General features: G+C 32.3%; 17 protein-coding genes. 14 read left to right on the top strand and 3 right to left on the bottom strand.

All coding sequences use genetic code 11. From position 1 onward, the window contains the following. Nucleotides 1–94: 94 nt before the first annotated feature. The gene (locus tag FJOH_RS12070) at nucleotides 95–2278 is read right to left on the bottom strand and encodes a DUF5723 family protein (RefSeq protein ID WP_012024387.1); all 2184 of its coding nucleotides are present in this window, start codon (nucleotides 2276–2278) and stop codon (nucleotides 95–97) included. A gap of 160 nt (nucleotides 2279–2438) precedes the next feature. Here FJOH_RS12070 and FJOH_RS12065 point away from each other — a divergent pair, with 160 nt between their 5' ends. The 11 genes from FJOH_RS12065 (at nucleotide 2439) to FJOH_RS12020 (ending at nucleotide 8952) form a co-directional block, all read left to right on the top strand. Further along, nucleotides 2439–2912 (top strand): Dps family protein, encoded by a 474-nt coding sequence (locus FJOH_RS12065; RefSeq protein WP_012024386.1) that lies wholly within the window; start codon nucleotides 2439–2441, stop codon nucleotides 2910–2912. A 111-nt stretch (nucleotides 2913–3023) separates the two neighbouring features. Further along, nucleotides 3024–3209, top strand: coding sequence for a CsbD family protein (locus FJOH_RS12060; protein ID WP_012024385.1), 186 nt, complete (start codon nucleotides 3024–3026; stop codon nucleotides 3207–3209). 162 nt (nucleotides 3210–3371) lie between these two features. Next, nucleotides 3372–3923 (top strand): helix-turn-helix domain-containing protein, encoded by a 552-nt coding sequence (locus tag FJOH_RS12055; RefSeq protein WP_012024384.1) that lies wholly within the window; start codon nucleotides 3372–3374, stop codon nucleotides 3921–3923. A gap of 21 nt (nucleotides 3924–3944) precedes the next feature. Continuing rightward, on the top strand, nucleotides 3945–4394 hold the full coding sequence (locus FJOH_RS12050; RefSeq protein ID WP_012024383.1) for a response regulator: 450 nt from the start codon (nucleotides 3945–3947) through the stop codon (nucleotides 4392–4394). Nucleotides 4395–4410: 16 nt separating this feature from the next. Next, a complete protein-coding gene (locus FJOH_RS12045) occupies nucleotides 4411–6195 on the top strand; it encodes a sensor histidine kinase (protein WP_012024382.1) in 1785 nt (594 codons plus the stop codon). Nucleotides 6196–6338: 143 nt separating this feature from the next. Beyond that, nucleotides 6339–6914 (top strand): DUF4142 domain-containing protein, encoded by a 576-nt coding sequence (locus FJOH_RS12040; RefSeq protein WP_012024381.1) that lies wholly within the window; start codon nucleotides 6339–6341, stop codon nucleotides 6912–6914. A gap of 48 nt (nucleotides 6915–6962) precedes the next feature. Then, the gene (locus tag FJOH_RS12035; protein ID WP_012024380.1) at nucleotides 6963–7607 is read left to right on the top strand and encodes a porin family protein; all 645 of its coding nucleotides are present in this window, start codon (nucleotides 6963–6965) and stop codon (nucleotides 7605–7607) included. A 35-nt stretch (nucleotides 7608–7642) separates the two neighbouring features. After that, on the top strand, nucleotides 7643–7795 hold the full coding sequence (locus FJOH_RS26815) for a lmo0937 family membrane protein (protein WP_111365189.1): 153 nt from the start codon (nucleotides 7643–7645) through the stop codon (nucleotides 7793–7795). A gap of 52 nt (nucleotides 7796–7847) precedes the next feature. Beyond that, a complete protein-coding gene (locus tag FJOH_RS26245) occupies nucleotides 7848–8132 on the top strand; it encodes a YtxH domain-containing protein (RefSeq protein ID WP_012024379.1) in 285 nt (94 codons plus the stop codon). Nucleotides 8133–8171: 39 nt separating this feature from the next. After that, nucleotides 8172–8525 carry a hypothetical protein gene (locus FJOH_RS12025; RefSeq protein ID WP_012024378.1) on the top strand — a complete coding sequence of 118 codons (354 nt, stop codon included), beginning with the start codon at nucleotides 8172–8174 and terminating at the stop codon, nucleotides 8523–8525. Between the two features lie 40 nt (nucleotides 8526–8565). Then, the gene (locus FJOH_RS12020) at nucleotides 8566–8952 is read left to right on the top strand and encodes a hypothetical protein (protein WP_012024377.1); all 387 of its coding nucleotides are present in this window, start codon (nucleotides 8566–8568) and stop codon (nucleotides 8950–8952) included. Nucleotides 8953–9441: 489 nt separating this feature from the next. Here the strand turns inward: FJOH_RS12020 and FJOH_RS12015 are convergent, their stop codons facing one another. Further along, nucleotides 9442–10773, bottom strand: coding sequence for a DUF5723 family protein (locus tag FJOH_RS12015; RefSeq protein ID WP_012024376.1), 1332 nt, complete (start codon nucleotides 10771–10773; stop codon nucleotides 9442–9444). Between the two features lie 352 nt (nucleotides 10774–11125). Continuing rightward, entirely contained in the window at nucleotides 11126–12202 is a 1077-nt protein-coding gene (prfA, locus tag FJOH_RS12010; protein ID WP_012024375.1) for a peptide chain release factor 1, read from the bottom strand. A 236-nt stretch (nucleotides 12203–12438) separates the two neighbouring features. Here prfA and FJOH_RS12005 point away from each other — a divergent pair, with 236 nt between their 5' ends. Genes FJOH_RS12005 through FJOH_RS11995 form a run of 3 tightly spaced genes read left to right on the top strand, consistent with a single transcriptional unit; the run spans nucleotide 12439 to nucleotide 14171 of the window. Next, a complete protein-coding gene (locus FJOH_RS12005; RefSeq protein ID WP_012024374.1) occupies nucleotides 12439–13245 on the top strand; it encodes a pentapeptide repeat-containing protein in 807 nt (268 codons plus the stop codon). Further along, nucleotides 13245–13871 carry a nucleotidyltransferase domain-containing protein gene (locus FJOH_RS12000; RefSeq protein ID WP_012024373.1) on the top strand — a complete coding sequence of 209 codons (627 nt, stop codon included), beginning with the start codon at nucleotides 13245–13247 and terminating at the stop codon, nucleotides 13869–13871. The genes FJOH_RS12005 and FJOH_RS12000 overlap by 1 nt, the downstream gene beginning before the upstream one ends. Continuing rightward, entirely contained in the window at nucleotides 13872–14171 is a 300-nt protein-coding gene (locus FJOH_RS11995; protein WP_012024372.1) for a hypothetical protein, read from the top strand. Nucleotides 14172–14184 lie beyond the last annotated feature (13 nt).

The following is a 14184-nucleotide window of genomic DNA, read 5'->3' as shown; positions in this document are numbered from 1 at the left end:
CTGTTTCAAAGAAATGATTCTTTTTAAAAAGTATGCAAAAATAAAAAAAGCCACTCAATTAAGAATGGCTTTTTGGGTATATATTATCTACAGATTATAAATTGCCTAAATAAACAATTTCTGTTCTTCTGTTTTCTGCTCTGCCAGAAGCTGTTTTATTTGATTTTACTGGTTTTGAAGCTCCGTAACCTTTTGAAGTTAAGTTAGCAGGATTTACTCCTTTTTCTATTAAAAGATCCATCACTACTTTTGCTCTCTGCTCAGACAATTTCTGGTTTACTTTTGCATTACCTACATTATCTGTGTGTCCGTTAATAGCAAATTTAGCATTTGGATAGTTTTTCAGGATTTCTTTAATAGCGTCTAATCTTCCTGACGTTTCTCCCATTTTAGCATCGCTCAAAGTCGCTTTTCCTGTTGTAAAGAAAATTGATTTTGCTTCCATTTTCAATTGTGCCAATGTTTCTTTGGTAACTTTAGGACAGCCTTTATTGTCTGCTGGTCCATATACTAACGGGCAGTCATCATCTTTATCTAAAACACCATCTTTATCAGCATCTAAACTCGGACAGCCTTTGTTTTCTGCTAATCCTGCTTCATTAGGGCATGCATCATCTTTGTCTAAAATTCCGTCGCCGTCTGTATCAGGCCATGGGCATCCTTTATTTTCTACAGGACCTGCAACTGCCGGGCATGCATCTACATTGTCCAATAAACTATCTCCGTCAGAATCTTTCCACGGACATCCTTTGTTTTCTTTTGGACCTGCTGTATCCGGGCAAGCGTCGTCTTTGTCAAAAACACCGTCTTTATCTGTATCCGGCCAAGGACATCCATTATTTTCTACAGGACCCGCAACTTTTCTACAAGCATCTTGTTTGTCAATTACACCGTCTCCGTCTGTATCTTTAAATTGTTTTTCGTAAACCGGAATTTTCATTCCTAGGTGAAAATCTGCTCCTTTTGAATCTTTAGAAGCTAAATTGCTCAAAATAGATCCAGAACCAATGAAGAAAACTCCAGCACGTAAACCTGCTCCTGCCTGCATACCGCTGTATTCCATGTACGTCACCGGCACATAAAAACTAAACCATCTGCTTTCGTAACGAGGTGTTAAGGTAACTCTGTCTGCAATTCCGTATGAATTTAATTTGTTTTCAGATACCATGCTGATATCTCCGTTAAGATTCAAATAGAATTTATTGTACATGTTCCAGTCAACATCAGCATGAATAGCTGTTGGCAGGTTTGTTTTTACACCTTTTGAACTTGAAACTTTAGTATAATGATCGTTTAAGAATTCATATAAATCATCAGCATCATCAATCATTTGCTGCGTAACAACTCCATTTACATTATAAGTATCAATTTTTGAATTCTTGTAGTTGATAGAACCAATATCAGTTACAGATAACCCGAAACGTAATTTGTATTTGTTTAGATCTCTAAAGTTGTTATCTGCAGGTTTTGCATTTCTAACGTCATACTTTTCGTAATCTGGTCTCCATTCGTAAACCAAACCAAAATCAAAACCAAATCCGCGTGAAGCTGCATCAAAATCGTAATCTTCATTGTTTTCCCAATCCTGGCTTCCTCCAACAGAAATTTCTCCAGTTGAAATTAAAGATCCTGCTTTAGGATTTGCCTTATTTTCAAGATAAGCCACACTTACATTATTTCCTTTAACATCAGCATTTGCGCCGCCCTGAAGATATTTAGCAGTTAAACCTCCTTTTAAAAAGTGCTGGTTGTTTTGGTATAGAACTGCAGCATAAGAAATACCAACTTCTCCCCACGCATTTGCTGCTGCGTTTGGACTTCCTAAATTGTAATTAAAGTTACTCGACTGGTCTAAACCGTCTTTTACCTGATCTACAAGAAACCCGTTAAGCTTGTTTACATTAGCAATTGATCTTGCTCTAGTAAATACTGCCAAAGTATGTTTTGGCGCAATGTTAAACATAAACGATGGTCCCATAATATCAAAATTTACCAGACCATTGTTAGCGTTTTTTGGACTCATTTTTGACTGCGTGTCAAAATCATACCCGTCTTTGTAAACATCAAAAAGTTTTACACCGTATAAATCGTTCTGAACAGAACCACTTATAGAAAACAAATTAATATCTGTTTTAAAACGAGAATCGGCAATAGAAGCCGGGTTAAAAAGTACACTTTGAACTCCTGCATAATTATCATGAAAATAACCCAGATAGGATTGTGCTTCGGCTTGTAAAGATGTAATTAAAAAGAATAAAATAAGTAATGTTTTTTTCATTAAAATTTGAGTTTTGAGTTTGAACTGGCGGCAAAACTACAATATTGAAATCATTAAACTTTACGGAAACATAGAATTGATGTAACATCTTTGAAAAATTGTGTAAGAAAAAAACTTTTTTGTATTTATAATTTTGATATGAACCCAAAAAAACACAATTATGACTCCAAATATCGGAATATCTCCCGCCAACTTAAAAAAGAGCTCTGCCATATTAGCCACTATTTTATCTAACGAAATGACACTTTATGTAAAAACGAGAAAGTTTCACTGGAATATTTCCGGAAACAGCTTTATGGAATTACATAAATTGTTTGAAGATCAATACCGAATTTTAGAAGCAAATATTGATGAAGTTGCCGAAAGAATCAGCCAGCTTGGCGAAAAAACTATTGGAACAATGAAAGAGTTTATCGAAAATTCGACTCTTAAGGAATCTCCAAAAGAATATGCATCACAAAAACATATGCTGGAAGAACTTTTAAAAAACCACGAGCAGCTGGTTACTGAATTTAGAGACTATATTCCGGTTTTTGAAAATGAAACAAACGATGCAGGTTCTGCTGATTTTGTTACGGGTTTATTACAGGAACACGAAAAAATGGCATGGGTTTTACGCCGTTATCAGGTATAAAAAAATAACAAAATGTGAATTATGCAGCGTTAGTGAAAATTGATGTAAAACGTAATCAAAATACAAATTGCAATTTTACATTATTATTAATAACAAACAAAAAACACGATCATGAATACTACAGAGATAAAAGGAAACTGGAATGAGTTAAAAGGAAAACTTAAGCAAAAATATGCTGAACTGACAGATGATGATTTAATGTTTGCTGAAGGAAAAGAAGACGAAATGTACGGAAGACTTCAGCAAAAACTGGGAAAAACGAAAGAGGAATTTCATCAGATTCTATCAGATTTGTAGTTCTTATGACTCAATCAGGGAAATACCGTCTAGTAACAAAATATTAGACGGTATTTTTTTGAAAAAATAAGTATTTTCTATTCTGTTTAACATATATTTTAAAAACATTAAACGCGGTAACCACAAATAAATTAATTATCTTTAACCAAAATTTTCTATAAAATGAAACTATTTATAAAGTTTGACATTAACACCATTTGCTCACTTTATCTAAAACAAAATCTGGAACAAAATAATATAAATTTTACCAGTCTGGGTTTTGGAGAAATTGAAATTGATGATAATATTGATGCTGAAGCACTCGAAACTTTAAAAAATAATCTAAGTCCCTGTGGATTTGAAATAGTTGAAAATCAGAAAAGTGTATTAGTTCAAAAAATAAAAGACGCCATAATCGAACTTGTTTTTATGGAAGACAGCAACAATTATAAAAGTTCTGTATTTCTTGCCGAAAAACTAAACCATAGTTATGGTTATTTATCGAATGTGTTTTCAGAAGTTACCTATTCTTCCATCGAAAATTTCATCATTTTACAGAAAATTGAGAGAGCAAAACAGTTAATTATTATCAACGAAATGAGTTTAACTGAAATCGCATTCTTACTAAATTATTCTAGTGTTGCACATTTAAGCACACAATTTAAAAATACGACCGGAATCACGCCGTCGGCATTTCAAAGAATAATTAAGAAACGCAGAGAGAATCTAAAATAAAAACCTAAATACCATACTAAAATGCAAAAAAACGCATTAAATATATTACTGGCTGATGATGATGAAGATGATCGTCTTTTTTTTAAGGATGCTTTTGAAGAAATCAAAATACAAACCAACGTAGAATTTGTTCACGACGGAATGCAGTTAATGGATCATTTAATGAATTCCGATAATAAACTGCCGGATATTTTGTTTCTGGATTTAAATATGCCTAAGAAAACCGGTAAAGAATGTTTAATTGAAATAAAAAAAACGGAGCATCTTAAAAATATAATTATTGCAATCTACTCTACTTCTTCATCTGAAGAAGATATTGAAGACACCTTTATTCAGGGAGCTAATATTTATATCAAAAAGCCAAGCGATTTTAATACGCTAAAAAAAATAATTAATGAAGTCGTAACCGTAAACTGGCACTATCATACCTCTGGGTTAAACCGTGATAATTTCTTGCTCCGACTAAAATAAAAATAATAGTATACCAATGAAATGGATACCAAATTTTAATTCTTCAAACTCTTTGAGAGTTATTTTTGTAATCGCAGTTTTCATTCTGTTATTTCTTTCTTCTATTGCCTATAAACATAATCAGGACTTGAACGAATCGAGTAAGCTGGTTATGCATACTTACGAAATAAACATTCAGCTCGAACGTTTAATGTCGGCAATAAAAGATGCTGAAACCGGTCAGAGAGGTTATATTATTACACGAAACGCACGTTTTTTAACTCCGTATATTTATTCGAGAGACAAAGTAAATACGTCGTTTATAACATTAAAAAAACTAACTGCTGACAATCCCGTACAGCAGGAAAATCTTCGAAAGTTATTTAAACTCATTATCCAGCGTTTTGTTTCTTTTGAAAATTGCCTAAAATACAGCGATCCCAAAACATATGATAAACGAAAACTCGACAATCATATGTTTGGGGGACGAATTTTGATGGAAAACATTCGTTTTAAAGTAGACGAAATGAACGATATCGAAAAAACGTATCTTAAAAACAGACTTAAAATTTATGACGACGAAATCTCATTAAGTCCGTTATTTTCTATTTCTTTATTTTTAACCGCATTATTCTTTATTTTACTGGCTTACAGACAAATCAGTAAAGATTTCCAGCGTTTAAAAGTCTTCAATAAAAAACTTTTAATTTCAAACGGATTAATTGCTGAATCTGAAGCGATTGGTAAATTCAGTACCTGGCAATGGGATTTAGATGCCAATAAAATCGATTATTCAGACAATCAATTTCGTTTACTGGGTCATGAACCGGGAGCATTTGTTCCTGTAAAAGAAACTTTTTTAGATTTTGTTCATCCAGATGATAAAGAAACAGTTTCTAATTCTATTGAAGGAATAATCAATAACAGACAGCTTCCGTTTGTGTATTATAAAATACTGCTTCCTAATCATCAAATCAGATATTTTAAATCAACAGGAAAATTATTGACAGACCAGCAGGGAAGTAAAATTTTACTGGGAATTAATTTTGATATTACTGATGAGCATTTACTCAATATCGAATTGCAGGAACGCAATAAAGAACTTGAAAAAAGCAATAAAGAGCTGGCTTCTTTTAACCACGTTGCGAGTCATGATTTACAGGAACCGCTTAGAAAAATTCAGACTTTTATTTCAAGGGTTTCTGATGCCGATAAAGCAGTTATGTCACAAAGTGCAAGAGATTACATTTCAAAAATTGAAGTTTCGGCAAAAAGAATGCGTGTGCTGATTGATGATTTACTTTTGTTTTCGAGAACCAATACCACGAAAAAGGAATTCATTAAAACCAATTTAAATGAGTTACTGGAAAATGCAGAATCTGAACTAACAGAAATTATCGAAGAAAAAAGTGCCGTAATAATGGCAACAAAACTTCCTAAGCTTTCGGTTATTCCTTATCAAATAGAACAGCTTTTCATCAACCTGATTGGAAATTCATTAAAATACAGCAAACCTAATACTATACCTGCCATTTCTATTGACAGTGTAAAAGTAAATGCCGAAGATTATCCAGAAATTTTAGATCAGAATATTAAAAAGTTTCATAAAATAACTTTTACAGATAACGGAATGGGATTTGATCCTCAGTTTAAGGAAACGATCTTTATTTTGTTTCAGCGTCTGCATTCGAAAACTGATTATCCCGGAACCGGAATTGGACTGGCGATTTGTAAGAAAATCGTAGACAACCATAAAGGCTATATTATGGCCGATAGTGAACCGGAAAAAGGATCGGTTTTTACCATATTTCTTCCCGATTAAACTGCGGAAAGCCCTTAAAACACTACATCTTAAAACGTTATATAAATTCTTTATGGGAATTATATAACGTTTCTTTTTTATGCTGTAAAGCAAAATGTTTCATTCGTTAGCATCTTTGTAATGTAATACTTTATGAAGTAATAATGAAAGCAAGACCCGTACTAAAAGTAATCTTCAAAGTACTCTTTTTATTAATTATAATTTGTGTTTCATCATGCAAAAAAAATAATTCGATAGAAAATACATTTAAGAAAAACGAAGCTTTTACAAAAAATGAAGAAGAAGAAACAATAGCCTTCTTTTTTATTGAAACGGCAAATATTGGAAAAACAATTATTTCAAAAAGTCAAATTGCACAACAAAAAAGTTCAGAAAATTCAATAGTGATTTTAGGTAAAAAAATCGAAAACAATCAAAATCGCCTGCTGCAGGAAATAACAGAATTAGCAAACAAAAAACTGCTTATCATTTCTGAAATAAATGCATCACACCGAAGAGATACTTACGAATTGATTACCGCTAATTCGTCAAATTTTGATCGGGTTTATTTGAATTCAATGAAAAAATGCCTCGAAGAGCAGATTAAGTTATTAGAAAACGTTTCGAAAGAAACCAACGATAAAATAATTTTAAAATTAGTATTGAAGTATTTACCTGAACAGTTTGATTTACTAAGGGAAACCGAAGCACAAATCAAAAATAAAATTAAAAAAAATTAAAAAAGAGAATTATTTAAAAGCCCGGATTACTAACTAAATTATTTTATTATGAAAATGCAAACAAATTTTTTATGCGCCTTAACACTTTTTATCTCAGCTTCATTTGGAATGCTGCACGCTCAGGACAATAATGTAAATACCGAGTTTGGTGTAAAAGGAGGATTTAATATGTCTAATCTATACGGAAGCGGTGATGATGTAGATGACAATAATATCTTATACGGATTTAATGCCGGTGTTTATGCAACATTACCAATTTCTGATTTTGTTGCCATTCAGCCAGAGGTTTTATTTACAACAAAAGGTGCAAAATTAGAATATAGCGGCCTTGTGGATGGAGATGCAAAATTTAAATTAAACTATATCGAAGTTCCTCTTTTAGTAAGAGTTAACATTACTAAAAACTTTAATGTTCATGCCGGTGGTTACGCTTCTTACCTTGTAAGTTCTAAAGTAACAGGCAGCGGGGATATCGAGTTTAACGAGGATGTAAACAGAGACGATCTTAACAAATTTGATGCTGGTATTGCTGCCGGTGTAGGTGTAGATTTTGACCCAATAAGTATTGGAGTACGTTATAACTACGGTCTTACTACTGTTGGAAAAGAAAGAACTGTTTTAGGAAATACTTATACGTTTCCAGATGCAAAAAACAGCAACTTGACATTATACCTTTCGTATAAGTTAAACTAAAAAAACTGAATTACTAACCCACTAAATAAAAAACCATGTCAAACTTATTATATACCATCGCAGTGATACTTGTTATTCTGTGGGCTCTTGGATTCTTTGTTTACAGTTTTGGAAGTATTATTCACATTCTGCTGGTAATTGCCATAATTGCAGTATTACTAAGACTAATCAAAGGACGAGAAGTTTAAAAAATCGAATCAACATTAAATAAATATATTAATCTATTAAAAATCAAATATTATGAAAGCATCTAGCACAATTTTAGGTTTTGCAGCAGCGGCTGCAGCAGGAGCATTATTAGGAGTATTATTCGCACCAGATAAAGGTTCAAACACAAGAAAAAAAATCAAAGATAAATCGAAAGATTACGGAGATAATATCAAAACTAAATTTGATGGTATTGTAAGCACAATCACTTCAAATGGTAAAGAAATCATCGAAGAAGGAAAAGCAAAATTCAATCAAGTAAAAGATGATTTCAATACAGTTAAAGATGAAGCTAAAACTGTAAAATCGAACTACTAAAATACAAAGTGATTTTTTCAAACCATAAATACCAATATCATGGAACCAAATGCAACAACAAACGAGAATTTGAATCTTTATGAAAAAGCTGAAAACTATACAAAAACAAGTTTAGAATTACTAAAACTTAAAACCGTATGTTCAGTTGCTGATGGTGTATCATCATTAGCATCAAAGATAGCAGTCGGTATTGTTGTTGCATTTTTTACCTTATTCCTTAATATTGGTTTAAGTTTATGGATAGGAAAAGAACTGGGAGAATATTATTTCGGCTTTTTTATCATGGCGCTTTTCTATTTAATCGTTGCCATTATAGTGCACAAATCGCATCATAGGCTGATAAAAACTCCTATTGGAAATTCGATTATATCGAGCATTCTAAAAGAGAAATAAAAACTGATTTAAAACCAATTAATAACTAAACCAGACTATTATGGAGCCTATTTACACTATTGATGAATTAAATCAGAGAATAAAACTGTTAGAAGACCGCCAGGATACAGAATGGTGCGCGATTAAAGACCATATAGACGATCTTAAAGAGAATTTAAAGCCTATTAACCTAATCAGGAATACGGTTGAAGAAATCAACGAAACTGTTGGTTTTAAAAGCCACCTGGCACAATCTGCCATTAGTATTGCCATTGGTTATGTTGCCAAAAGATTTATTGTGGGTAAAGGCGATTCGATGTTTAAAGGAATCTTAGGATCAATCGTACAGCTTATTGTTACCAATATGGTTTCAAAACCAAGCGAATCTTCAAATGATGCTTCTGAAGATGAAGAAGAATCATTACAATATGAACCATCTAGAGAGTAATTGTTAAACTTAAATTTTACATCATGGAAAAATTAAGCCACATAGTATTAAAAAACGGTGTGTACATGTACTCTAATCTACATAAATGTTTCGAATACACACGAGTATTTTTCGGTATCTAACTCGTTTATACGTTTGTACTTTAAAAAACGATTAAACAGTTAATACTTCTATTATATTTTTAAGGTTCTGAGGTTCTAAGCTGCTAAGGTTCTAAGGCTTTTAGCTTCTAAGTTTATACTTCTGAATCGAAAAAGAGATTGTTTCGCACAAGTTAAACAATCTCTTTTTTTTTTAGGTTCTGAGGTACTGAGGAGCTAAGGTCCTGAGGGATTAAGTACTATAAGTTGAAGTCCTAAAAAGTCGAAAGTTGAAAGTCTAAAGTCTAAAATAAAAAAACTTAGACCCTCAGAACCTTAGTTCCTCAGCACCTTTTAAAAAAAACTTAGTCCCTCAGAACCTTAGAACCTCAGTACCTTTAAAAAAAACCTATCTGTAATCCTGATAAATAGGAAGTTTTAAACCTACATAAATATTAGAAGCTTTTGATTTGTTTGAAAACAAATTCGAAACAAGTGATCCTGAACCAATAAACAACGGACCAGCTCTAAAGCCTGTTCCTACCTGAGTACCGCTGTATTCCATATACGTTACCGGAATATAAAAACTAAATTGTCTTGTTTCATATCTGGGCGTAAAAGTAACCGAATTAGCAATGGCAGTTCCGTTGACTTTTTTAGCATCAACCAAACTAAAATCAGTGCTTAGATTCAAGTAAAACTTTTGGTCAATGTTCCAGTCAAAATTGGTATGGAGAGCCGTTGGTAAATTAGCTTTCACTCCTTTTCTTGATGAAATTTTAGTGTAATTAGCATCAAAGAATTCGAAAATATCATCGGCATCATCTATATCAGCCTGACTTACGCTTCCGGTTAAGTTATAAGTGTTTTCAGTAAGATCTTTATAATTGATTTTTCCAATATCGGTTACCGATGCTGCAACTTTAAATTTATATCGGTTTCCCATACAAGTATGACAATTGGTACGATATTCATAAGTAAATCCTAAATCAACACCCACACCAGCCGATGTCATATCAAACTTAGGATCTTTTCCGTTTTCATAATCATAACTTGCAGCCGTTTTCAGCGTTCCAGTCGAAGTGTACTGACTAAAAGCAGGATCAGCACTGTTTTTGGTAAAAGCCACGCTTAAATCACTTCCGTTAATATAACCGTTTACTCCCGCCATTACATACTTTACCGTAATACCGCCTTTAATAAAATGATCGTCGCGGTCTAATAATACCGTTCCGTAGCTCGCTCCAATTTCGGCCCAAGAATTGGTTACACCATTTGGATTTCCGCCCGAAAATAAAAAACTGCTTGAAACATCTGTTTCTTTATTTACCTCATCAATAAGTTCTCCGTTTACCCCAACAAGATTGGTTATGCTTCGCACGCGCGAATAAAGCCCAATACTATGCTCCGGCGTAATATTCAGCATAAACGAAGGACCTAAAATATCGACATTAAAATTTCCTCTGTTGTTTGATTTAAAGTTTTTGCTGGCATCTTCTGCCAAATTATAATTGCCGTCTAAAGCGTCCATGATATTTACGCCGTATAAATCATTTTGAAGCGTACCGCTTGCCGAAAAAACTGTAACATCGGATCTGTACTTAGAATCTACAATTGACGACGGATTAAACAAAACGCCCTGAATTCCGGCATAATTGTCGTCCCGAAACCCAAAGTAAGACTGACCCTGACAGTAAAAAAAGCTCCCAAAAAGGGTGCATAAAAGTAAAGTTCTCTTCATAAAATAGTTTGAATTGGTTGATTAGCATATTTGTCTTTTCCTGATTAAGACACACAAATATGAGGTAAAAAAAGCCAATAAAAAACTTATTTTTTGTGAGATACCAAAATCATAAAACACTGAAATTCTAATCTTTACCAACAGTATTACAAATCCTACTTCGCAAGATTATTATTGTAGTATTGGTCTTAATTTAGCGTTATTATTTTAAAAAGAACCCGTAAAACTCTCACTTTTACAGATATTAAATTTTCATTAAAAAAAAGCCGAACAAATGTCCGGCTTTAAATATAATTTATGTTCAAAGAAAACCTTTGAACCTTTGTAACTCTGTCACTTTGAACCTCTACGATTAATACACTTCCGAAGCTTCCTTCAATTTCTCCATGTTATTAACCAGCTGAAGTTCAGAAACGATTTTCTGAATATCACCATTCATGATGTTTCCTAAATCGTAAAGCGTTAAACCAACACGGTGATCGGTTACACGGCCTTGTGCATAGTTATACGTACGAATTTTAGCCGAACGGTCTCCAGAACTTACCTGAGAACTACGTTTTTTAGCATCTTCTTCCTGCTTTTTAGCCAATTCCATTTCGTATAAACGAGAACGCAATACCATTAAAGCTTTATCTTTATTCTTGTGCTGTGATTTCTCATCCTGACACTGCGCAACTAATCCAGTTGGAATGTGCGTTAAACGTACAGCCGATTTCGTTGTATTTACCGACTGTCCTCCAGGTCCTGATGAACAGAAGAAATCTACACGAACATCGTTCATATCTACCTGAACATCAAACTCCTCAGCTTCTGGCAAAACCATAACCGTTGCAGCCGATGTATGTACACGTCCCTGAGTTTCTGTCTGCGGAACACGCTGTACACGGTGAACACCTGCTTCAAATTTCAAAGTTCCGTAAACATCTTCTCCTGTAACTTCAAAAATAACCTCTTTGAAACCTCCAGAAGTTCCTTCGTTCATATCAACAACAGATGTTCTCCATCCCATTGTTTCACAGTATTTTGTGTACATTCTAAACAAGTCACCAGCAAAAATACTCGCTTCGTCCCCACCCGTTCCGGCGCGGATCTCCACCATAACGTTTTTCGCATCTTCTGGATCTTTAGGAATCAGCATAAATTTGATTTCCTCCTCCAGTTCCGGTAAACGGTCTTTTGCTTCATCCAACTGCATTTTGGCCATTTCTACCATTTCAGCATCGCTTCCGTCAGCAATAATTTCGTTTGCTTCGTCGATGTTTGCTAAAACTATAATGTATTCTTCTCTCTTTTCAACAAGCGCTTTTATACCTTTATATTCCTGGTTAAGCGACTTGTAACGTTTTTGATCAGAAATAACATCCGGCTGAATAATCAAATCCGAAATCTCATCGAAACGCTGCTTTACATATTGAAGTCTATCTAACATTTTCTAATTCCTTTTATTGGACGGCAAAATTACAAAATTTTTGTGGAAAATTCTAGTGTTGATTTTTTGTGTGTTTTGGGATTTATTTAGATCGATTATTTTATTAATCGACCTCAATTTTTTAACATTTTTATGGAAAAATTTTAAAATCAGGTGTTTTTACTTAGTTGTTTGTTAAAATTAAAAGCGAGGTTTGCTTAAATTATTTGAATCTAAAAATTTAACTAGAAAAAGTAGTGAAAAGTAGTGGAAGAGAAAAAATTGAAGACCAAATTTTCGATACAAATTTAACTTCAGAAAATTTTCATAATAAACATTTTATAAGAGTTGGCAGTAAAGAACAAACATTTTCTAAAGTAAATTTTAGTCACACATATTTTGAAAATTGCTATTTTAGAAATATTATATTTAACACTTGTGATTTTAACGGTTGCAAGTTTATTAATTGTAATTTTCATGGAAGTACTTTTCCAGGAAGTAAGTTCGATTATGCAACCTTCGACAAAACATTTATAGATAATGAAATTTTAGATAATAATTGTCCTAGTTATAATAATCTTATTCTAAAATTTGCTAGAACACTAAGAATCAACTATCAAGGAATTGGAGATTCTTTTGCTGTAAATAAAGCAATAAAAATTGAACTTGAGGCTTCTAAAGAACATCTTTATCAATCTTGGAAATCTAAGTCAACATATTATCGAGATAAATACAAGGGTTGGGATCGTTTTTCTATGTTTTTTGAATGGCTCTATTTTAAGTTTCAAGACTTTGTTTGGGGCAATGGAGAAAGTCCAATTAAATTATTAAGAACAGGTCTTGTTTTATGGTTCATTTTCTCTCTTTTTGATACTATATATTTCAAAAATCCTAATCTATTATCTGATTATTTAGGTTCGTTTTCTTTATTACCATCAATTTTTATGGGAATAAATAAACCTGCAAAGTACTCCGATTTTTATTTAACATTTATAACAATTTTAAGATTTATTGGTTTTGCATTGTTTACGTCAATAATTATAAAAAGATTTAATAGAAGATAATGGAAATTTATGCATTTGGCTCAATAACGCGAGGGGATATTGACAAGTTATCGGACGTTGATTTATTATTGTTAAAAGATATTGATGAGAAAATTTCAGATATTGATAAAGAGCAATTTTCAATTTATTCATATCAAAGAATACTAGAGTTATGGAAAGAAGGAAATCCTTTCGCATGGCATCTATATAGTGAATCAAAATGTATTTTTTGCACAAATTCAGTCTCTTATATAGAATCATTAGGAAAGCCTTCTCAGTATAAAAATCTTTTAAATGATTTGAATAAGTTTTATAAATTATTTAATGATTCAAAAGATTCTATTGAACAAAACAATTATTCAATTGATTTTGATTTATCTATGATCTTTTTATCCATTAGAAATTTTGCTTCTTGTTTTTCACTAGGTTATTTAGGAAAACTTGAATTTTCTCGTGATTCTGCTATAAAAATTAACCTCCATCCTCTCAAAATCAATCCGAAAACTTATGATAGATTAAAGCAATCTAGATTACTTGCTACTAGAGGAATTGGTAAAAAAATTTCAAAAGAAGAATTAGAAACTATTCAAGAAGATTTTCCAGAAATAGAAAAATGGTTTAATAGAATTTTAATACTTATAAAATAAATGGATGAATTTTTAAATAGAATTACAGCTCAACGAAAAGTCATAAATATAATTAATAAGGAAACAAACTACAATTTCCCTTTAGTTGGTCTTTCTTCAAAATCTTTAACAAGATGGAAATCTGAAAATCTAATTTCAGATGAATCTGAATTAATTAAAATTCTTTATTTAATTGCTGCAAAACTGTTCTTTTTAGCCAACAAAAGTCAAGAGCAAATAACAAACGAATATCGATTGTTAAGTAAAAATGTAAGTGATTTGATTAACCATCTTAATCTTAACATCAAAAATTGGCAATAAACTTTATAAATAC

Origin of the sequence: Flavobacterium johnsoniae UW101 (genome assembly GCF_000016645.1) — a bacterium.
Lineage (GTDB): Bacteria > Bacteroidota > Bacteroidia > Flavobacteriales > Flavobacteriaceae > Flavobacterium > Flavobacterium johnsoniae.
The sequence above is the reverse complement of the archived record's forward strand: the minus strand, read 5'-3'. Positions and strand labels throughout refer to the sequence as shown.

What these genes read in the sequence shown, in the direction of transcription:
- FJOH_RS12020 (WP_012024377.1), top strand. Translation starts at nt 8,566, where the DNA reads ATGGAGCCTATTTACACTATTGATGAATTAAATCAGAGAATAAAACTG.
- FJOH_RS12065 (WP_012024386.1), top strand. Translation starts at nt 2,439, where the DNA reads ATGACTCCAAATATCGGAATATCTCCCGCCAACTTAAAAAAGAGCTCT.
- FJOH_RS26815 (WP_111365189.1), top strand. Translation starts at nt 7,643, where the DNA reads ATGTCAAACTTATTATATACCATCGCAGTGATACTTGTTATTCTGTGG.
- FJOH_RS12050 (WP_012024383.1), top strand. Translation starts at nt 3,945, where the DNA reads ATGCAAAAAAACGCATTAAATATATTACTGGCTGATGATGATGAAGAT.
- FJOH_RS12045 (WP_012024382.1), top strand. Translation starts at nt 4,411, where the DNA reads ATGAAATGGATACCAAATTTTAATTCTTCAAACTCTTTGAGAGTTATT.
- FJOH_RS12025 (WP_012024378.1), top strand. Translation starts at nt 8,172, where the DNA reads ATGGAACCAAATGCAACAACAAACGAGAATTTGAATCTTTATGAAAAA.
- FJOH_RS12070 (WP_012024387.1), bottom strand. Translation starts at nt 2,278, where the DNA reads ATGAAAAAAACATTACTTATTTTATTCTTTTTAATTACATCTTTACAA.
- FJOH_RS12035 (WP_012024380.1), top strand. Translation starts at nt 6,963, where the DNA reads ATGAAAATGCAAACAAATTTTTTATGCGCCTTAACACTTTTTATCTCA.
- prfA (WP_012024375.1), bottom strand. Translation starts at nt 12,202, where the DNA reads ATGTTAGATAGACTTCAATATGTAAAGCAGCGTTTCGATGAGATTTCG.
- FJOH_RS12000 (WP_012024373.1), top strand. Translation starts at nt 13,245, where the DNA reads ATGGAAATTTATGCATTTGGCTCAATAACGCGAGGGGATATTGACAAG.
- FJOH_RS12055 (WP_012024384.1), top strand. Translation starts at nt 3,372, where the DNA reads ATGAAACTATTTATAAAGTTTGACATTAACACCATTTGCTCACTTTAT.
- FJOH_RS26245 (WP_012024379.1), top strand. Translation starts at nt 7,848, where the DNA reads ATGAAAGCATCTAGCACAATTTTAGGTTTTGCAGCAGCGGCTGCAGCA.
- FJOH_RS12015 (WP_012024376.1), bottom strand. Translation starts at nt 10,773, where the DNA reads ATGAAGAGAACTTTACTTTTATGCACCCTTTTTGGGAGCTTTTTTTAC.
- FJOH_RS12040 (WP_012024381.1), top strand. Translation starts at nt 6,339, where the DNA reads ATGAAAGCAAGACCCGTACTAAAAGTAATCTTCAAAGTACTCTTTTTA.
- FJOH_RS11995 (WP_012024372.1), top strand. Translation starts at nt 13,872, where the DNA reads ATGGATGAATTTTTAAATAGAATTACAGCTCAACGAAAAGTCATAAAT.
- FJOH_RS12060 (WP_012024385.1), top strand. Translation starts at nt 3,024, where the DNA reads ATGAATACTACAGAGATAAAAGGAAACTGGAATGAGTTAAAAGGAAAA.